The 15041-nt window shown below is 63.8% G+C and carries 12 protein-coding genes; 10 read left to right on the top strand and 2 right to left on the bottom strand.

Features of this window, described 5'->3' with window-relative positions:
• Positions 1 to 12: 12 nt before the first annotated feature.
• Genes BM045_RS03550 through BM045_RS03515 form a run of 8 tightly spaced genes read left to right on the top strand, consistent with a single transcriptional unit; the run spans position 13 to position 9320 of the window.
• A complete protein-coding gene (locus tag BM045_RS03550; RefSeq protein ID WP_092179700.1) occupies positions 13 to 1002 on the top strand; it encodes an ABC transporter permease in 990 nt (329 codons plus the stop codon).
• A complete protein-coding gene (locus BM045_RS03545; protein ID WP_210184974.1) occupies positions 1003 to 2145 on the top strand; it encodes an ABC transporter permease in 1143 nt (380 codons plus the stop codon).
• A complete protein-coding gene (locus BM045_RS03540) occupies positions 2120 to 3157 on the top strand; it encodes an ABC transporter ATP-binding protein (protein ID WP_244522865.1) in 1038 nt (345 codons plus the stop codon). Before BM045_RS03545 ends, BM045_RS03540 begins: the two co-directional genes overlap by 26 nt.
• A complete protein-coding gene (locus BM045_RS03535) occupies positions 3154 to 4188 on the top strand; it encodes an ABC transporter ATP-binding protein (RefSeq protein ID WP_092179698.1) in 1035 nt (344 codons plus the stop codon). Before BM045_RS03540 ends, BM045_RS03535 begins: the two co-directional genes overlap by 4 nt.
• Positions 4188 to 6041: a DUF2264 domain-containing protein gene (locus BM045_RS03530; RefSeq protein WP_092179696.1), complete on the top strand. Its 1854-nt coding sequence runs from the start codon at positions 4188 to 4190 to the stop codon at positions 6039 to 6041. The genes BM045_RS03535 and BM045_RS03530 overlap by 1 nt, the downstream gene beginning before the upstream one ends.
• Positions 6038 to 7048, top strand: coding sequence for a hydroxyacid dehydrogenase (locus BM045_RS03525; protein WP_092180889.1), 1011 nt, complete (start codon positions 6038 to 6040; stop codon positions 7046 to 7048). Before BM045_RS03530 ends, BM045_RS03525 begins: the two co-directional genes overlap by 4 nt.
• Positions 7045 to 8688, top strand: a complete 1644-nt coding sequence (locus BM045_RS03520; protein WP_244522864.1) for an acyltransferase — start codon at positions 7045 to 7047, stop codon at positions 8686 to 8688. The genes BM045_RS03525 and BM045_RS03520 overlap by 4 nt, the downstream gene beginning before the upstream one ends.
• Positions 8685 to 9320, top strand: coding sequence for a ThuA domain-containing protein (locus BM045_RS03515; protein ID WP_092179694.1), 636 nt, complete (start codon positions 8685 to 8687; stop codon positions 9318 to 9320). The genes BM045_RS03520 and BM045_RS03515 overlap by 4 nt, the downstream gene beginning before the upstream one ends.
• Here BM045_RS03515 and BM045_RS03510 read toward each other — a convergent pair whose 3' ends face one another.
• Positions 9321 to 10043 carry a class I SAM-dependent methyltransferase gene (locus BM045_RS03510; protein WP_092179692.1) on the bottom strand — a complete coding sequence of 241 codons (723 nt, stop codon included), beginning with the start codon at positions 10041 to 10043 and terminating at the stop codon, positions 9321 to 9323.
• A gap of 50 nt (positions 10044 to 10093) precedes the next feature.
• Positions 10094 to 11122, bottom strand: a complete 1029-nt coding sequence (locus BM045_RS03505) for a LacI family DNA-binding transcriptional regulator (protein ID WP_092179690.1) — start codon at positions 11120 to 11122, stop codon at positions 10094 to 10096.
• Positions 11123 to 11324: 202 nt separating this feature from the next.
• Here BM045_RS03505 and BM045_RS03500 point away from each other — a divergent pair, with 202 nt between their 5' ends.
• Both BM045_RS03500 and BM045_RS03495 read left to right on the top strand, forming a co-directional pair.
• Positions 11325 to 13634, top strand: a complete 2310-nt coding sequence (locus tag BM045_RS03500; RefSeq protein WP_244522904.1) for an alpha-L-rhamnosidase — start codon at positions 11325 to 11327, stop codon at positions 13632 to 13634.
• 110 nt (positions 13635 to 13744) lie between these two features.
• Positions 13745 to 14983, top strand: a complete 1239-nt coding sequence (locus tag BM045_RS03495; RefSeq protein ID WP_244522903.1) for an ABC transporter substrate-binding protein — start codon at positions 13745 to 13747, stop codon at positions 14981 to 14983.
• Positions 14984 to 15041: the final 58 nt, after the last annotated feature.

The following is a 15041-nucleotide window of genomic DNA, read 5'->3' as shown; positions in this document are numbered from 1 at the left end:
GAAGGGCCTGTCATGCTCGGTTTTATCATCCGGCGACTGATCGCCATGCTGCTCACGCTTGTTGCCGTCTCGATCGTGGCCTTCGCCATCATCCAGCTTCCGCCAGGCGACTATCTGACCAGCTATATCGCGCAGCTGTCGTCGACCGGTGACCAGGTCGATCCGCGGGTGATCGAGAACCTGCGCGTCCAGTACGGGCTCGGCGAGCCCTTCTATATCCAGTATTGGAAATGGATCACCGGCATCGTGCAGGGCAATTTCGGCCAGAGCTTTGAATGGAAGCGGCCGGTCTGGGAATTGATCTGGGGGCGCCTCGGCAACTCGATCATGGTCGAGGGCCTTGCCGTCATTGTCATGTGGGTCATCGCCGTGCCGATCGGCATCTACGTGGCGGTGCGTAAATATTCGTTGGGCGATTATCTGGCGACCGTCGCCGGTTTTATTGGCCTCGCCGTACCCAATTTCTTCTTCGCGCTGATCCTGATGTACCTCGCCTATATCTGGTTCGGCACCACCATGGGCGGCCTGTTCTCGCCGCAGTTCGAGACGGCGCGCTGGAGCCTGCCGCGCATCTGGGACTTCCTGGCCCATGCCTGGGCGCCGGTGCTGGTGCTGGCGACAGCCGGCACGGCCGAGCTGATCCGCATCCTGCGCGCCAACCTGCTCGACGAGCTGCAGAAACCCTATGTGACAACGGCCCGCGCCAAGGGCCTGCCCGAGTGGAAGGTCATCCTCAAATACCCGGTGCGGCTGGCGCTCAATCCGCTGATTTCCACCATTGGCTGGCTGCTGCCGGCGCTGGTTTCGGGCTCGGTCATCGTCTCGGTGGTGATGAACCTGCCAACGGCCGGCCCCATGCTGCTGCGCTCGCTGACCACGCAGGACATGTATCTGGCCGGCGCGATCATCCTGCTGCTCTCGGTTCTGACGGTCATCGGCACGGTGATCTCGGACATATTGCTCGCCCTGATCGATCCCCGCATCCGTTACGGGAGCAAATAGATGGCCACCGAAACCATGCATCTCGACGTAACCCACCCTGTGGCCATCAAGCGTCCCGCGCGCGAAAGCCAGTTCGGGCTGATGTGGCGCCGCTTCAAGCGCCACAAGCTGGCGGTGGTGAGCCTGTGGATCGCGGCGCTCTTTTATGCCGTGGCGCTGTTTGCGGAATTCCTCGCCCCTGTCGACCCCTCGGCCTATAGCGCCCGCTATACCTATGCGCCGCCGCAGGGCCTGCATTTCGTGGCGGTGAACGAGGATGGCGGCTGGGAATTCGGGCCTTACGTCTATGGCTACAAAACCGAGATCGACCCGGTGGCGCTGCGCCGCACCTTTGTGATCGACGAGGAGGTCCGCCTGCCGGTGCGCTTCTTTGCCGAGAGCAAGCCGTACAATCTATTCGGCTTCATCCCGCTGACCACAAAATTCATCGGCGTCGAAAACCCGCGCGACCCCTTCTATATCCTGGGCGCTGATCGTCTCGGCCGCGACATGCTGAGCCGGCTGATCCATGGCACGCGCATCTCGCTGTCCATCGGCCTGGCGGGCGTGACGCTGAGCCTGTTCTTCGGCATCGTGATCGGCGGCTTTGCCGGCTATTACGGTGGCTGGTTCGACAGCGCCACCATGCGCGTCGTCGAGTTCATCCGTTCCATGCCCACCATTCCGCTCTGGCTCGGCCTTGCCGCAGCCATGCCCAAGGACTGGAGCGCGCTACAGACCTATTTTGCCATCACGCTGATCCTGAGCCTGATCGGCTGGACCGAGCTGGCGCGCGTGGTGCGGGGAAGGTTCCTCTCGCTACGGACAGAAGATTTCGTCACCGCGGCGCAGCTCGACGGTGCCAGCGACTGGCGCATCATCACAAGGCACATGGTGCCCAGCTTCATGAGCCACATCATCGCCGCGGCGACGCTGGCCATTCCCGGTATGATCCTCGCCGAAACGGCGCTGAGCTTCCTGGGCCTCGGCCTTCAGGCGCCCATCGTCAGCTGGGGCACGCTGCTGCAGGACGCACAGAATATCCGCACGCTGGCCAGTGCGCCCTGGCTTCTGGCTCCGGGCGTCTGCGTCGTCGTCATCATCCTTGCCATGAACTTTTTCGGAGACGGCCTTCGCGATGCCGCTGATCCCCATGGACGCTAAACCCATTCTGACCATCAAGGACATGTCGATCGTCTTCTCCTCGCCCGACGAGGCGGACATCGAGGCCGTGCGCCAGGTTGACCTGACGCTCTCGCCCGGTAAGACGCTGGCGCTGGTCGGCGAAAGCGGCTGCGGCAAGTCGGTGACGGCGCGGTCGGTGCTGCGGCTGCTCGACAGGAATGCCCGCATCCAGCGCGGCTCGATGCTGTTTGCGCCGGGCGACGAACCGCCGACCGATATCGCAAAACTCAAGGCCGACAGCCTGCCGCTGCGCGCCATTCGCGGCAGGGAGATCTCGATGATCTTCCAGGAGCCGATGACCTCGCTGTCGCCGGTGCATACGATCGGCGACCAGATCGATGAAATGCTGATCCTGCACGAGCGGCTGAAACCCAAGCAGGCGCGCGAACGCACCGTGGCTTTGTTCGACCAGGTCGGCATTCCCGGCGCGCGGGAGCGGGCGGACAGCTATCCGTTCCAGCTCTCCGGCGGGTTGCGGCAGCGCGCCATGATCGCCATGGCCTTGGCCTGTGCGCCGAAGGTGCTGATCGCCGACGAGCCGACCACGGCGCTCGATGTCACCACCCAGGCACAGATCCTTGATCTATTGCGGCAGCTACAGGCCGATTTCGGCATGGCCATGCTGTTCATCACCCATGATCTGGGCGTGGTGGCCGAAATCGCCGATGAAGTGGCGGTAATGTATCTGGGCGACGTGGTGGAGCAGGGCAGCGTCTTCGACGTCTTTGCCGCCCCCAGCCACCCCTATACTCAGGCCCTGATGAGCTCCATTCCCAAGATGGCGCGCAAGGCCGACCGGGTGCGGCTGTCGCCGATCAAGGGCACGGTGCCGGCGCCACGCGACCGGCCCGAGGGCTGTGCCTTCACCAGCCGCTGCCCCCATGCCTTCGAGCCCTGCGCCACGGTCAGGCCTGAGCGGACCGCGCTGGGCAATGGCCACCACGCGCGCTGTCATCTGCTGACGCGCCAACCTGCGGAGGTCGTGGCATGAGCACGCTGCTGACCGTCGACCATCTCTCCAAGCATTTCCTGCTGAGCGGCGGCCTGTTCGGCAAGGAACGCCGGCTCGATGCGCTGACCGATATCAACCTGACGGTCGAGGCGGGCGAAACCCTGGCCATTGTCGGCGAAAGCGGCTGCGGCAAGACGACCCTCGGCCGCTGTATCATCCAGGCGCAAAGCTCCAGCGAGGGCAGGGTGGTCTATCATCCAAAGTCCGGCGGCGATGTGGAGCTGACCGCGCTCTCCAAGCGCGAGATCAAGCCGTGGCGTCAGGATATCCGCATGATCTTCCAGGACCCGATGAGCTCGCTCAACCCCTATATGCGGGTCTTCGACATCGTCGCCGAGCCCTTGCGCATCCACCGCATCTGCAAGGGCCGTGAGCTCGAAGAGCGGGTGATTTCCACCCTGGAAAAGGTCGGCATTCCGGCCGAGGCGGTTGGCCGCTATCCCCACGCCTTTTCCGGTGGCCAGCGGCAACGCATCGGCATTGCCCGGGCGCTGGTGCTCGACCCCAAACTGGTGATCGCCGACGAGGCGGTTTCGGCGCTCGACGTCTCCATCCAGGCCCAGGTGCTGAACCTGCTGGAGGATCTCAAGACCGAGTTTGGCCTGACCTATATTTTCATCAGCCATGATCTGGGCGTGGTCAACTATATCGCTGACCGCGTGGTGGTGATGTATCTCGGCCATGTGGTGGAAAATGCGCCCACCGAAATGCTCTTCGAACGGCCGCGCCACCCCTATACCGAGCTGCTGCTCGACACGCTGCCGATCGCCGATCCGCTGCGGCGCAAGGTGCGGAAGACCGAAGTGCGCGGGGAAATCCCCTATCTCGGCAATCGCCCGACGGGCTGCCCGTTCAACACCCGCTGCAAATATGCCGAGGACCGCTGCCGGACTGAAAAGCCAGTGCTGCGACCCATCGCGGGCATGGCGCAGGAAGCGGCCTGCCACTTTGCCGAACAGCTCAACTTGAAGGGCGCCTATGACGACGCGCCTGTTAAGGAAATCGCCTGATGACTTATGATCCCGTGAGCGCCAATCCGCTGCATGGCAATCCGCTCAAGAGCCGCGCCGATGTGGAAAAGGCGTTGCGTGACCTGTTCAATCCGCTGCTGCCTTTCTTTTCCGAAGGCGGGGCGCGCGTGCGGCTCGACGGCGCTGGCGCGCATTTCGACCGCGCTGCCGCTGACCTCGAAGGCTTCGCCCGCCCGCTCTGGGGCCTGACCCCGCTGGCGGCTGGCGGCGGTGAATTCGATCACTGGGCACTCTATCGCAACGGCCTCGCTAATGGCACCGATCCCGACCATCCCGAATACTGGGGCCAGGTCAATGCCACCGACCAGCGCATGGTGGAACTCGCCGCCATCGGCTTCACTCTGCGGCTGCTGCCGCATCTGGTCTGGGAGCCGCTGCCGCAGAAGGCCAAAGACAACCTCGCCGCCTATCTCAAGCACGCGCGGCAGTTCGACTATGCCGACAACAACTGGAAATTCTTCCGCATCCTCGTGGACCTGGGGCTGGAGGAATGCGGCGTCGATTTCGACCGCTCGCTGACCGAGAAATATCTCGAAGAGCTGGATGGTTTCTATCTCGGCGATGGCTGGTATCGTGACGGCAATGTGCGCCGCATCGACCACTACATTCCCTTCGCCATGCATTTCTACGGCCTGATCTACGCCAAGCTGGCCAAGGGCGACGACAAGCGCGTGGCGGCCTATAGAGAACGCGCAGCGCTGTTTGCCAAGGACATTCGCCATTGGTTCGACGACGAGGGCGGCACCTTAGCCTTCGGCCGCAGCCTCACCTATCGCTTCGCCTGCGGTGGCATCTGGGGCGCGCTGGCCTTTGCCGATCTCGAGGCCTTGCCCTGGGGCGAGATCAAGGGCCAATATATGCGCCACCTGCGCTGGTGGGCCGACAAGCCGATTGCCAATCGCGATGGGATTCTGAGTATCGGCTATGGCTATCCCAACCTCTTCATGTCGGAGAGCTATAATTCGGCCGGCTCGCCCTATTGGGCGCTGAAGGCCTTCCTGCCGCTCGCCCTGCCGGAGGATCATCCGTTCTGGACCGACGAGGAAAGCGCAGCGGTAACCGATGAGGCACCTGTCCCGCTGAAGCACCCCGGCATGGTGATGATGCACACGCCCGGCAATGTGGTGGCGCTGTCGAGCGGCCAGCAGAACTGGCAGATGCGCAATGGCACCGAGAAATATGCCAAGTTTGTCTATGCCAGCCGTTACGGTTTTTCGGTGGAAGTGGACGAGCGCGCCTACAATATGGGCGCCTTCGACGGGGCCCTGGCCTTTTCCGACGACGGCCGCCACTACCGCGTGCGCGAAACCAACGAACTTGCCCAGATCGCCGGCGATAGGCTGTTCGCCAGATGGAAACCCTGGAGCGACGTGACGGTCGAAACCTGGCTGGTCCCGGCCAATCCCTGGCACATCCGGGTGCATCGGATCACCACGCCACGCGCGCTGCATGCTACCGAAGGCGGGTTTGCTATCGGGCGGGCCGATCTCAATGCCGACACTTACATCGACGAAGCGGGCCGCGCCGTGGCCAAAAGCGTCACCGACCTCAGCGCCGTTGTCGATCTCAGTGGCCAGCGCGAAGGCCGGGCGCACCGCGCTTATCCCAACACCAATCTGATCGTCTCCAAGACGATCGTGCCGCAATTGCGCGGCGATATCCCCGCCGGAACGACGGTGCTGGTGACGGCGGCCCTAGCGCTGCCGGCGGGCGAGGGAGCCGAGGCAGTTTTGCGGCAGCCCCCCTCGGCTCCCGATCTGGCTGCGCTGGAGGCGCTATTTGCCCGCGAGGGTGTCGATGTCAGCGCCATTCTGGTGCCGGAGCGGTTCTGATGAGACCCAAACTCGCCTTCGCCATGGCGGCGGACAAGACCAGGCATGTGTTCGACAGCGAGGCGCTGGCGCGACTGGCGCGGACTTGCGACGTGGTGCGCGCTGCGCCGCTGGAAGAGTTTTCCAGTGCCGAAGCGCGCCAAGTGCTGGGCGAAATCGACATCCTCGTCACCGGCTGGGGCTGTCCCATGGTGACGGGGGAGGTGGTGCGCGCTGCCCCCAATCTCAAGCTGATCGCCCACGCGGCGGGCACAGTGAAGTTCACCCTCGATCCGTCCGTCTATGCCGCCGGCATCAAAGTGACCCATGCCGCCGATGCCAATGCGGTGCCGGTGGCCGAATTCACCCTGGCGGCGATCCTTTTTGCCAACAAGCGGGTGTTCGAACTGCGCGACCGGTACCGGGCCGATCCGGGCCGGCGCAGCAGCTACGCCCTGATGGACGAGCCGATCGGCAATTACCATCGCACCATTGGCCTGGTCGGCGCCTCGCGCATCGGCCGGAGGGTGGCGAAGATGCTGGCGGGGTTCGACTTCACCGTATTGATCAGCGACCCCTTCGTCAGCAAGGGCGATCCGGTGCTGGCGGGGGCTGAGCTGGTCGATCTCGACACGCTGATGGCGCGCTCGGACGTGGTCTCGGTGCATGCGCCGTCGCTGCCGGCGACGCGGGCGATGATCGGCTCCCGCCAGTTCAAGCTGATGCAGGACGGCGCAGCCTTCATCAACACCGCGCGCGGCGCGCTGGTCGACGAGGCGGCGCTGATTGCCGAATTGCAGAGCGGGCGCATTCACGCGGTGATCGACGTCACCGATCCGGAAATTCCCGAAAGCAATTCCCCGCTCTATAGTCTGCCTAATGTTTTCCTCACGCCGCATGTTGCGGGGGCTGTGGGAACCGAGCGGCTGCGGCTGGGCGAACTGGCGGTCGAGGAAGTGGAGCGCTTTGTGGCGGGTCAGAGGCTGGAATTCGAGGTTGAACCGGCATTGCTAGAGCGGTTGGCATGAGCAGCGTTCGCATGACCGATGACCACGGCATCGACGCCGACCACGAGGCAAGGCTGCAGTTCCTGACCTGGGATCGCACGCCCGCCGATATCGAGAGTCCGGAGCATCGGGCGCGGCAGGCGCATTGGGCACGCGTGGCGGGGGCGAGTTTTCATCCCTCTGCTTATGTGGCGGCGGAGGCGGCGATCTTTACCGAGCATCTGGTGCTGGGCGAGAAGAGCTGGATCGCCGGCCATGCGTTGGTGCGGGGCGACGTGGAATTTGGCGCCCATACCACGATCAATCCCTATGCGATGATTTCGGGCAAGGTGCGCTGCGGCGACGGCGTGCGCATCGCCAGCCATGTCTCCATCGTCGGCTTCAACCATGGCTTCGATGATCCGACAGTTCCCATCCACACCCAGAAGCACGAGAGCCTGGGCATTGTGATCGAGGACGATGTGTGGATTGGCGCCAATGCCGTGGTGCTCGATGGGGTGACCATAGGGCGGGGCGCGGTGATTGCGGCGGGCGCCGTGGTCAGCAAGGACGTGCCGGGCATGGCCATTGTCGGCGGTGTGCCGGCGAAGGTGGTCCGTTATCGCGGGCAGTCGGCGAAGGGTGACGCGGTCGCGACGCTGGGCCGGCTGGGGACCTTGGCAAAGGCACAGCTGCCGGAGGTCCTGGCAGCCTATCGCGAGGGCGGTGATTATGTGTCGCGCGAGGCGGATGGGCAGGTGCGGCGCTCGGCCCGGCATCGCAATGATGCCATAGAACTAGCGGCCGGTTTTGATAGTTTGCCCGAAGGGCTGGATGTTGCGGCGACGCTGGCCGAGCTGCAGGCGCTGCAGGATCCGGTAAGCGGGCTGTTTCCCGATCCGCACCGACCGGTAGCACCGGGGCAGGCCACGCGGGATGACGGGCTGGCGCTCTATAATGTGCTGTCGGTTGGTTATGCCATCGAGGTTTTGGGCGGCAAGCCGCTGCACCGGATCGCGGCGGTGGAACTGGACGCGAATGAACTCTGCGATTGGCTGGACAGCCTCACCTGGCGCGAGCGGGCCTGGGGCGCCGGGGCGGCGGTGGATGCCATCGGCACGGCGCTCTATTACAACGCGCGCTATTTTTCGACCGGCCGCGCGCGAGAGGTGCTGTTCGGCTGGCTGGCGATGCGGCAGGATCGCGCCACCGGGCTCTGGGGTTCGCCCACACCCGACGAGGGCCTGCTGCAGCCGGTCAATGGCTTCTACCGGCTCACTCGCGGCACCTATGCCCAGTTCGGCCTGCCGGTGCCCAATGCCGAGCGGGCCACGGATTCCGTGCTGCTCAACTATCGCAATTATGGCGGCTTTTCCGGCCCGACCTATACGGCCTGTAACCTGCTCGACACCATTCATCCGCTGTTGCTGTGCCTCAAACAGGGCGACTATCGCCGTGCCGAGGCGGAGTCCATTGCCAGGGCGGTGATCGCGCGGGCCGAAGAGCGCTGGGTGGACGGGCAGGGCTTCGCCTTTGCCGATGGTCAGGCGCCGAGCCTGCAGGGCGCTGAAATGTGGCTCTCGGTCATCCACCTGGCAGCAGATCTGCTGGGCATAGCGGACAGTTTTGCCTTTGTGCCCAAGGGCGTGCATCGCACAAGGGCGGTGGGGATTGGGCTATGAAAAAGGCACTGGTGGTCTGGGGCGGCATGGAGCTGCATACGCCCGAGCGGGGCGCGCAGGTTGTGCGCGAGCTGCTGGAAGCCGAGGGTTTCACCGTCACGGTGACGGGGGATTATGATGCGTTGGGTGCCGAGGACGTCGGCAGCAACGACCTCGTCGTGCCGGTGATCACCGATGGTACGCTGGCGCCGGAGAAGATGGCCAACCTCGTAGACGCTGTGCAGGCGGGGACCGGGCTGGCGGGCTACCACATGGGGCTAGCAACGAGTTTTCGCAGCTCCGTGCCGTTTCGCTACATGGCCAGCGTCTACTGGGTGCAGCATCCGGGCAATATCATCACCTATCGGGTGGACGTCGGCGACAATGCGCTGCTGGCTGGGATCAAGAGCTTCGAACACACGTCCGAGCAGTATTATCTCAACTACGACCCGGCGGTGGAGGTGCTGGCGACGACGACCTTCTCGGGCGAATTTCATCCCTGGCGGAAGGGCGTGGTGATGCCCGTGGTGTTCACCACCATGCATGACCGGGGCCGGGTGTTTTATTCCTCGTTAGGGCATACGGTCGATGAACTGGCCGATGGTCCGGTAAGGGAAATCCTGCGCCGCGGGCTGCTCTGGGCGGTGCGCTGACTATTGCTGCTGGGCCGCCTCGGACTGCCGCCGCAGCACTTCGGATTCCGGCAGGGCATTGGCATAGGCCAGTTCGCGATTGGCGCGGTTCCAGAAGGCCGGATGCACGCGGTCGAGCAGGGTGGGGGCGGTCGGCGTGAGGTTCAGCGCGATGGCGGTGGTGGCGTCGAGATAGAGTATGGCGTTCTGGCGGTACCAGGCGGGGATAGCCTCGTCGGTCCAGATCGCCGGGCGGATCACGTCATAGGCGCGATAGTTGTGCACGGCGAAGAGGCCGGCCCACCAGCTTTGCCATTGCTCATTCAGATGACCGACGCCGCCCTGGCCGGGAATGGCGGCGCTGAACAGCACAGCGGACGCCAGGGCCACGAGGTCTACGACGAAGCTTTCGGCGCGTTCGGGCGAGAGGTGTTCGGCCACTTCCAGCGACAGGGCGAGATCGACACGCGGGCCGGTGAAGCGCTGTTCGAGATCCTGCGGGGCAAAGACGATGCGCGCATCGTCGAGCATGGCCGGCGTCACCCAGTCTCCCTCAATGCCGAAGGCGCTTTGGGAGCCTTGCGCCAGCGCGGCCGTCAGCCAGGTGCCGGTGCCGCAGCCGATATCGGCGACGCTCGACCGCCTGAGACCCTGGGGCAGGGCCGCCAGCACGCCGTGGGCGGCATGGGCGGTGTGGGCGCGGCGATTGTCGTAAAAGCCGGCGGGGTAAAGCGAAGCACTCATGCGAAACGATCCTCGAGTGGACCCAGCCTAAGCCGCCTTGCAAGTTCGAGCTAGTCCGGAACCTGCCGGCGCTTTGAACTGGCGCGAACCACCACGCGGGGCATGACCACGAATTGTTCGCTCTCGGAGCGGCCTTCGATGCGCTCGATCAACAGGCGCGTGGCCTGCAGGCCGAGCAATTCACCGGACTGGTCGACGCTGGTGAGACGGTTCTGCGCGAAGTCACAGAACATGGTGTTGTCATAGCCGACAATGGCGACATCGTCGGGGATGCTGAGGCCCATTTCGGTGGCCACGCTGATCGCCTCGAAAGCCATCAGGTCGGTCCAGCAGAAGATCGCCTCGGGCCGATCGGGGCTTTCCAGCAGGCGACGCACGGAAATCTGCACATCGCGCGTGACCTGCGAGGCGCGGACGATGTTGATGGCTTCACCACAGCCCTGTTCGACCATTTCCATGCGATAGCCAATTTCGCGCTGCTGGATTACCGTCGACGGCTGGTTGTTGAGGCTGAGCATGGCGACATTGCGGAAGCCATTGCCGATCAAGTGGCGGACCACGAGACGCGCGCCGAGCTGGTCGTCATTGTTGACGATGTCGAAAGGCGTGCTGCCGGGATCGTCGTGATGGCCGATGGCGACGATGGGGATGCGGCTGGCGATATCGAGCAGGGTGGCGCGCGGTTCATTGGGGCCGACGAGAATGATGCCATCCATCTGCCGGTCGATCATGGCTTCGGTCAGCGCCTCCACCGAGACGCTGATGCCCTGCATCGCCTGGTATTGCGTGCGCTCCAGAGCCGAGTTCACTCCGGCAAACACGTCGCCGAAAAAGGGATTGCGCAGGTCAGGAAAGATCAGACCGATCGTATAGGTGCGGCCACGCATGCCGCGGGCTGAGGCCAGCGGGCGGTAATTCAGCTTGTCCATCGAGCTGCGCACCTTGGCGCGCAGCGTGTCGCTGACGCCATAGGCGTCGCGCAGCACTTTTGAGACCGCCGCGACGGAGACGCCAGCGTCCAGCGCCACCTCGCGAATGGTGGCCCGTGTCGCCGGCTTCGGTGTCTTGCTCGTAGTCATGCGTTCCCGCCCTCCCCAGGCGACTGCACCTTCTCGCATGAATTCCACAAACTGCCTATTGCCAAGCGTGCGAAAATGTAGAACGCTACACGTAGAACAGTTTACACCGGACAAACCGGTTCATAGGGAGGATGTCCGCGTGTCTGATGCCGCAGTTTTCGACGCCACTACCAAATCCGCGCGCACCGGCTGGACCGCCAAGATGGTTCGCCCGCTGAGCGATCAGGGTGTCGGCACTCCGGCTTCTTTCCTGCGCAAGAGCTTCTCGCTGAATGCAGTTTCCGGCCACGAACAGCTGCGTATCAGCGCGCTGGGGCTCTATATCTGCTTCATCAACGGCCAGCGCGTCGGCAAGGACATTCTGACGCCCGGCTGGACCAGCTACGATACCCGCCTGAGCTACCAAACCTATGATGTCACCGACCTGCTGGTGGCGGGCGAGAACTCTATAGACATCTGGCTGGCCGATGGCTGGCTACGCTCGAAGATGATGTGGGGCAAGGCACCGATCTTCAACACCTGGGGCGATGAGATCGCCGCCATCGCCGAACTGCACAGCGGCGCCGACGTGCTGCTGGCCACCGATGCCGGCTGGGAAAGTGGCGAGCTGCCGATCCAGAAATCCGGCATCTATTTCGGCGAACGCTACGATGCGCGCATCGCGCCGAAGGTCTCTGCCGGCAGCGCAGTCATCAGCTTCGACCAGACACGCCTGGTGGCGCATGAAACCACGCCGGTACGCGAACTCGACGTGCTGCCCGTGGTCAAGCAGTGGAATGATGCCGAAGGACGCCCGGTATTCGACTTCGGCCAGAATGTCGGCGGCTATGTTGCCTTCACCGTGCGTGGCGAGGCTGGCGCCAAGGTCCTGGTGGAACATGCCGAAGTGCTCGACAAGGACGGCAATTTCTACAACGTCAATTACCGCACCGCTGAGGCGATCGTCGACTATACGCTGGCCGGGACGGGTGACGAGGCATTCCGCCCGCACTTCACCTTCCACGGCTTCCGCTATGCCCGCGTCACCATCACCGGCAAGGCCGAGCTGATCAGCGTGGTCTCGGTGCCAATCAGTTCGGTCAATGAAATCAAGTCGAGCTTCACCTCGGCCAATCCGCTAGTCGATCGGCTGTTCCTCAATACCGTCTGGTCGCAGCGCGGCAATTTCATCGAAGTGCCGACCGATTGCCCGCAGCGCGACGAGCGCCTGGGCTGGACCGGCGACGCACAGGTGTTTGCCAGCACAGCCATGTATCTGGCCGAGACGCGCGGCTTCTTCCGCAAGTGGATCCGCGACGTGATGGCTGACCAGCGCGACGATGGCGCGGTGCCCCATGTCGTGCCCGATCCCACCAAAATGAAGCCTGCTGACTATCCGGGTTTTTATGGCTCAACCGGCTGGGGCGATGCCATCGCCGTGGTGCCGTGGCAGCTGTACCTGCACTATGGTGACACCGAAATCCTGGCCGAAACCCTGCCGGCCATGGTCAAGTGGGTGGATTTCGTCTGGTCGATCAGCGAGGGCCCGATCGTCAAGCCGCCGCGCGCCTGGGGCGCCCGTGGCTTCTCCTTCGGCGACTGGCTGCAGCCAAGCGGGCCGAGCGCCAAGCCGCTGCCCACCATCAGCGACGATGCGGCGGCAACGCTTTACCTGCACATCACCTCGGCACTGGTCAGCAAAATTGCCACCATTGTCGGCGACACGGCAACTGCCGAGCGAATGAGCGCGATGGCCGCCAAGGTCAAGGACGCCTTCGCCCGCGAATTTATCACCCCGGCCGGTCGCGTCGCGGGCGACGACCAGACGTCCTATGCGCTGGCGTTCCTGCATGACCTGATCCCGGCCGACAAGCATGAGGCGGCCAAGGCCTATTTCAAAAATGCCATCCATCGCACCGACGGCCGTATCGGCACTGGCTTCATCGGCACGCCGGCGCTGCTGCCGGCGCTGGTAAAACTGGACGAGCAGGGCATGGCCGGCGAAGTCTTTCTGCAGGAAGAAGTCCCGGGCTGGCTCTATCAGGTCAAGATGGGCGCAACGACCATCTGGGAACGCTGGGACGCTATCCAGGCTGACGGCTCAATCTACAATCCGCAGATGAATTCCTACAATCACTATGCCTATGGCGCTGTCTGCCAGTGGCTGCTCGAAGGTGTCGCCGGCTTCCGGCCGGACGAGAAGGCGCCTGCCTTCCAGCACGTCATTTTTGAGCCGGTGATCCTCGATGGCCTGTCGCCGGTGGCGGCAAGCCACGAGAGCCCCGCCGGCCTGATCAAGGCAGGCTGGACGCTGGATGGCGACAAGGTGCGCTACGACATCGAGGTGCCACAAGGCGCCCGCGGCACGCTGCGCCTGTCCAAAGCCTATCGCGATGCAAAGCTCGACGGTGCGGCTCTTGCCGAAGGCGCCGATCAGGCGCTCACTGCCGGCCGTCATGTCGTCACGTTCAACTATACCGTGCCCGCCCCGACATTCGAGCGTGGCCCGGAGATCAACGCGCGCACGCCATAAGGCCTGCGATCGGACTTCAACCAAGGCCCGGGGAGATGGGCCGCCAAGGGAGGTAGACTATGACCAAGACGAAACTTTTTGCCCTGATGGGCGCCAGCACACTGGGTCTGATGATGGCATCGCATGCCGTCCAGGCCCAGCAGTCGGGCTATCTGTCGTTCCTGATCGACAACGGCCCGCAGTCGGTTGCCGTGGCCGAAGCCTGGGTCGCCGCTTACACCGAAGCCAATCCGGACGTGACCATCGATATCGAAGTGCGCCCCGGCGGCGGTGAAGGCGACAATATCGTCAAGACCCGCCTCGCCACCGGCGCGATGGCCGACGTGTTCTTCTACAATTCGGGCTCGCTGTTCCAGGCGCTCAACCCGACACAGAACCTGCTGCCCCTGACCGATGCGCCCTTCCAGGCCAATGTCCAGGACAGCTTCAAGAGCGTCGTCTCTGCCGGCGGCGAAGTCTATGGCGCGCCGTTCGCGCCAGCCATGGGCGGCGGCATTTTCTACAATATCCCGCTCTATGCAGAGCTTGGCCTCGAAGTTCCCAAGACCTGGGACGAGTTCATGGCCAACAATGAAAAGATCAAGGCGGCCGGCAAGGTTGCCGTGATCCAGACCTATGGCGAGAGCTGGACCAGCCAGTTGTTCGTGCTGGCCGATTTCTTCAACGTCCTTGCCGAAGTGCCGGATTTTGCTGAGAAGTTCACCGCCAATGAAGCCAAGTTCGCCACCACCCCGGCAGCAGTCCGCGGCTTTGAAAAGCTGCAGGCCGTGTTCGAGGCCGGCTATCTGAATGAAGACTTTGGCGCTGCGACCTATCCCGACGGCCTCCGCATGGTCGCCACGGGCGAGGGTGCACACTACCCGATGCTGACCTTCGGCGTCGGCGCCATTGCCGAGACTATTCCGGATCATCTGCAGGACGTCGGTTTCTTCGCCCAGCCCGGCGACGATGCCGCCAAGAACGGCCTGACCACCTGGATGCCGGACTCGATCTATGCCGCCAAGACCACCAGCAGCCCGGATCTGGCCAAGGACTTCATCGGCTTTATCGCCAGCCCCGAAGGCTGCGATATTCGCAACGAAGCCGTCGGCGCCACCGGTCCCTATATGATTGCCGGTTGCGAACTGCCGGCTGACGTGCCGCCGGCCGTTTCCGACATGCTGCCCTACTTTGCCGAAGGCGGCCAGAACGCTCCCGCTCTCGAGTTCCTGTCGCCGGTCAAGGGCCCGGCACTCGAGCAGATCACCGTTGAAGTCGGTTCGGGCATCCGTCCGGCTGCCGAAGGTGCTGCGCTCTATGACGAAGACGTCCGCAAGCAGGCCCAGCAGCTCGGTCTCGAAGGCTGGTAAGCGCATCTGATATCGCCGAGGCTCCGGAGGTCATCCTCCGGAGCCGTCCTGTGTTGCG

Origin of the sequence: Devosia sp. YR412 (assembly GCF_900110945.1) — a bacterium.
Classification (GTDB): Bacteria; Pseudomonadota; Alphaproteobacteria; order Rhizobiales; family Devosiaceae; genus Devosia.
Note: the sequence above shows the minus strand (reverse complement) of the source record. Positions and strands in the feature narration are given on the sequence as shown.

Coding starts and splice junctions, on each gene's coding strand:
- BM045_RS03550 (WP_092179700.1), top strand. CDS start 13: ATGCTCGGTTTTATCATCCGGCGACTGATCGCCATGCTGCTCACGCTT.
- BM045_RS03545 (WP_210184974.1), top strand. CDS start 1,003: ATGGCCACCGAAACCATGCATCTCGACGTAACCCACCCTGTGGCCATC.
- BM045_RS03540 (WP_244522865.1), top strand. CDS start 2,120: ATGCCGCTGATCCCCATGGACGCTAAACCCATTCTGACCATCAAGGAC.
- BM045_RS03535 (WP_092179698.1), top strand. CDS start 3,154: ATGAGCACGCTGCTGACCGTCGACCATCTCTCCAAGCATTTCCTGCTG.
- BM045_RS03530 (WP_092179696.1), top strand. CDS start 4,188: ATGACTTATGATCCCGTGAGCGCCAATCCGCTGCATGGCAATCCGCTC.
- BM045_RS03520 (WP_244522864.1), top strand. CDS start 7,045: ATGAGCAGCGTTCGCATGACCGATGACCACGGCATCGACGCCGACCAC.
- BM045_RS03515 (WP_092179694.1), top strand. CDS start 8,685: ATGAAAAAGGCACTGGTGGTCTGGGGCGGCATGGAGCTGCATACGCCC.
- BM045_RS03510 (WP_092179692.1), bottom strand. CDS start 10,043: ATGAGTGCTTCGCTTTACCCCGCCGGCTTTTACGACAATCGCCGCGCC.
- BM045_RS03505 (WP_092179690.1), bottom strand. CDS start 11,122: ATGACTACGAGCAAGACACCGAAGCCGGCGACACGGGCCACCATTCGC.
- BM045_RS03500 (WP_244522904.1), top strand. CDS start 11,325: ATGGTTCGCCCGCTGAGCGATCAGGGTGTCGGCACTCCGGCTTCTTTC.
- BM045_RS03495 (WP_244522903.1), top strand. CDS start 13,745: ATGATGGCATCGCATGCCGTCCAGGCCCAGCAGTCGGGCTATCTGTCG.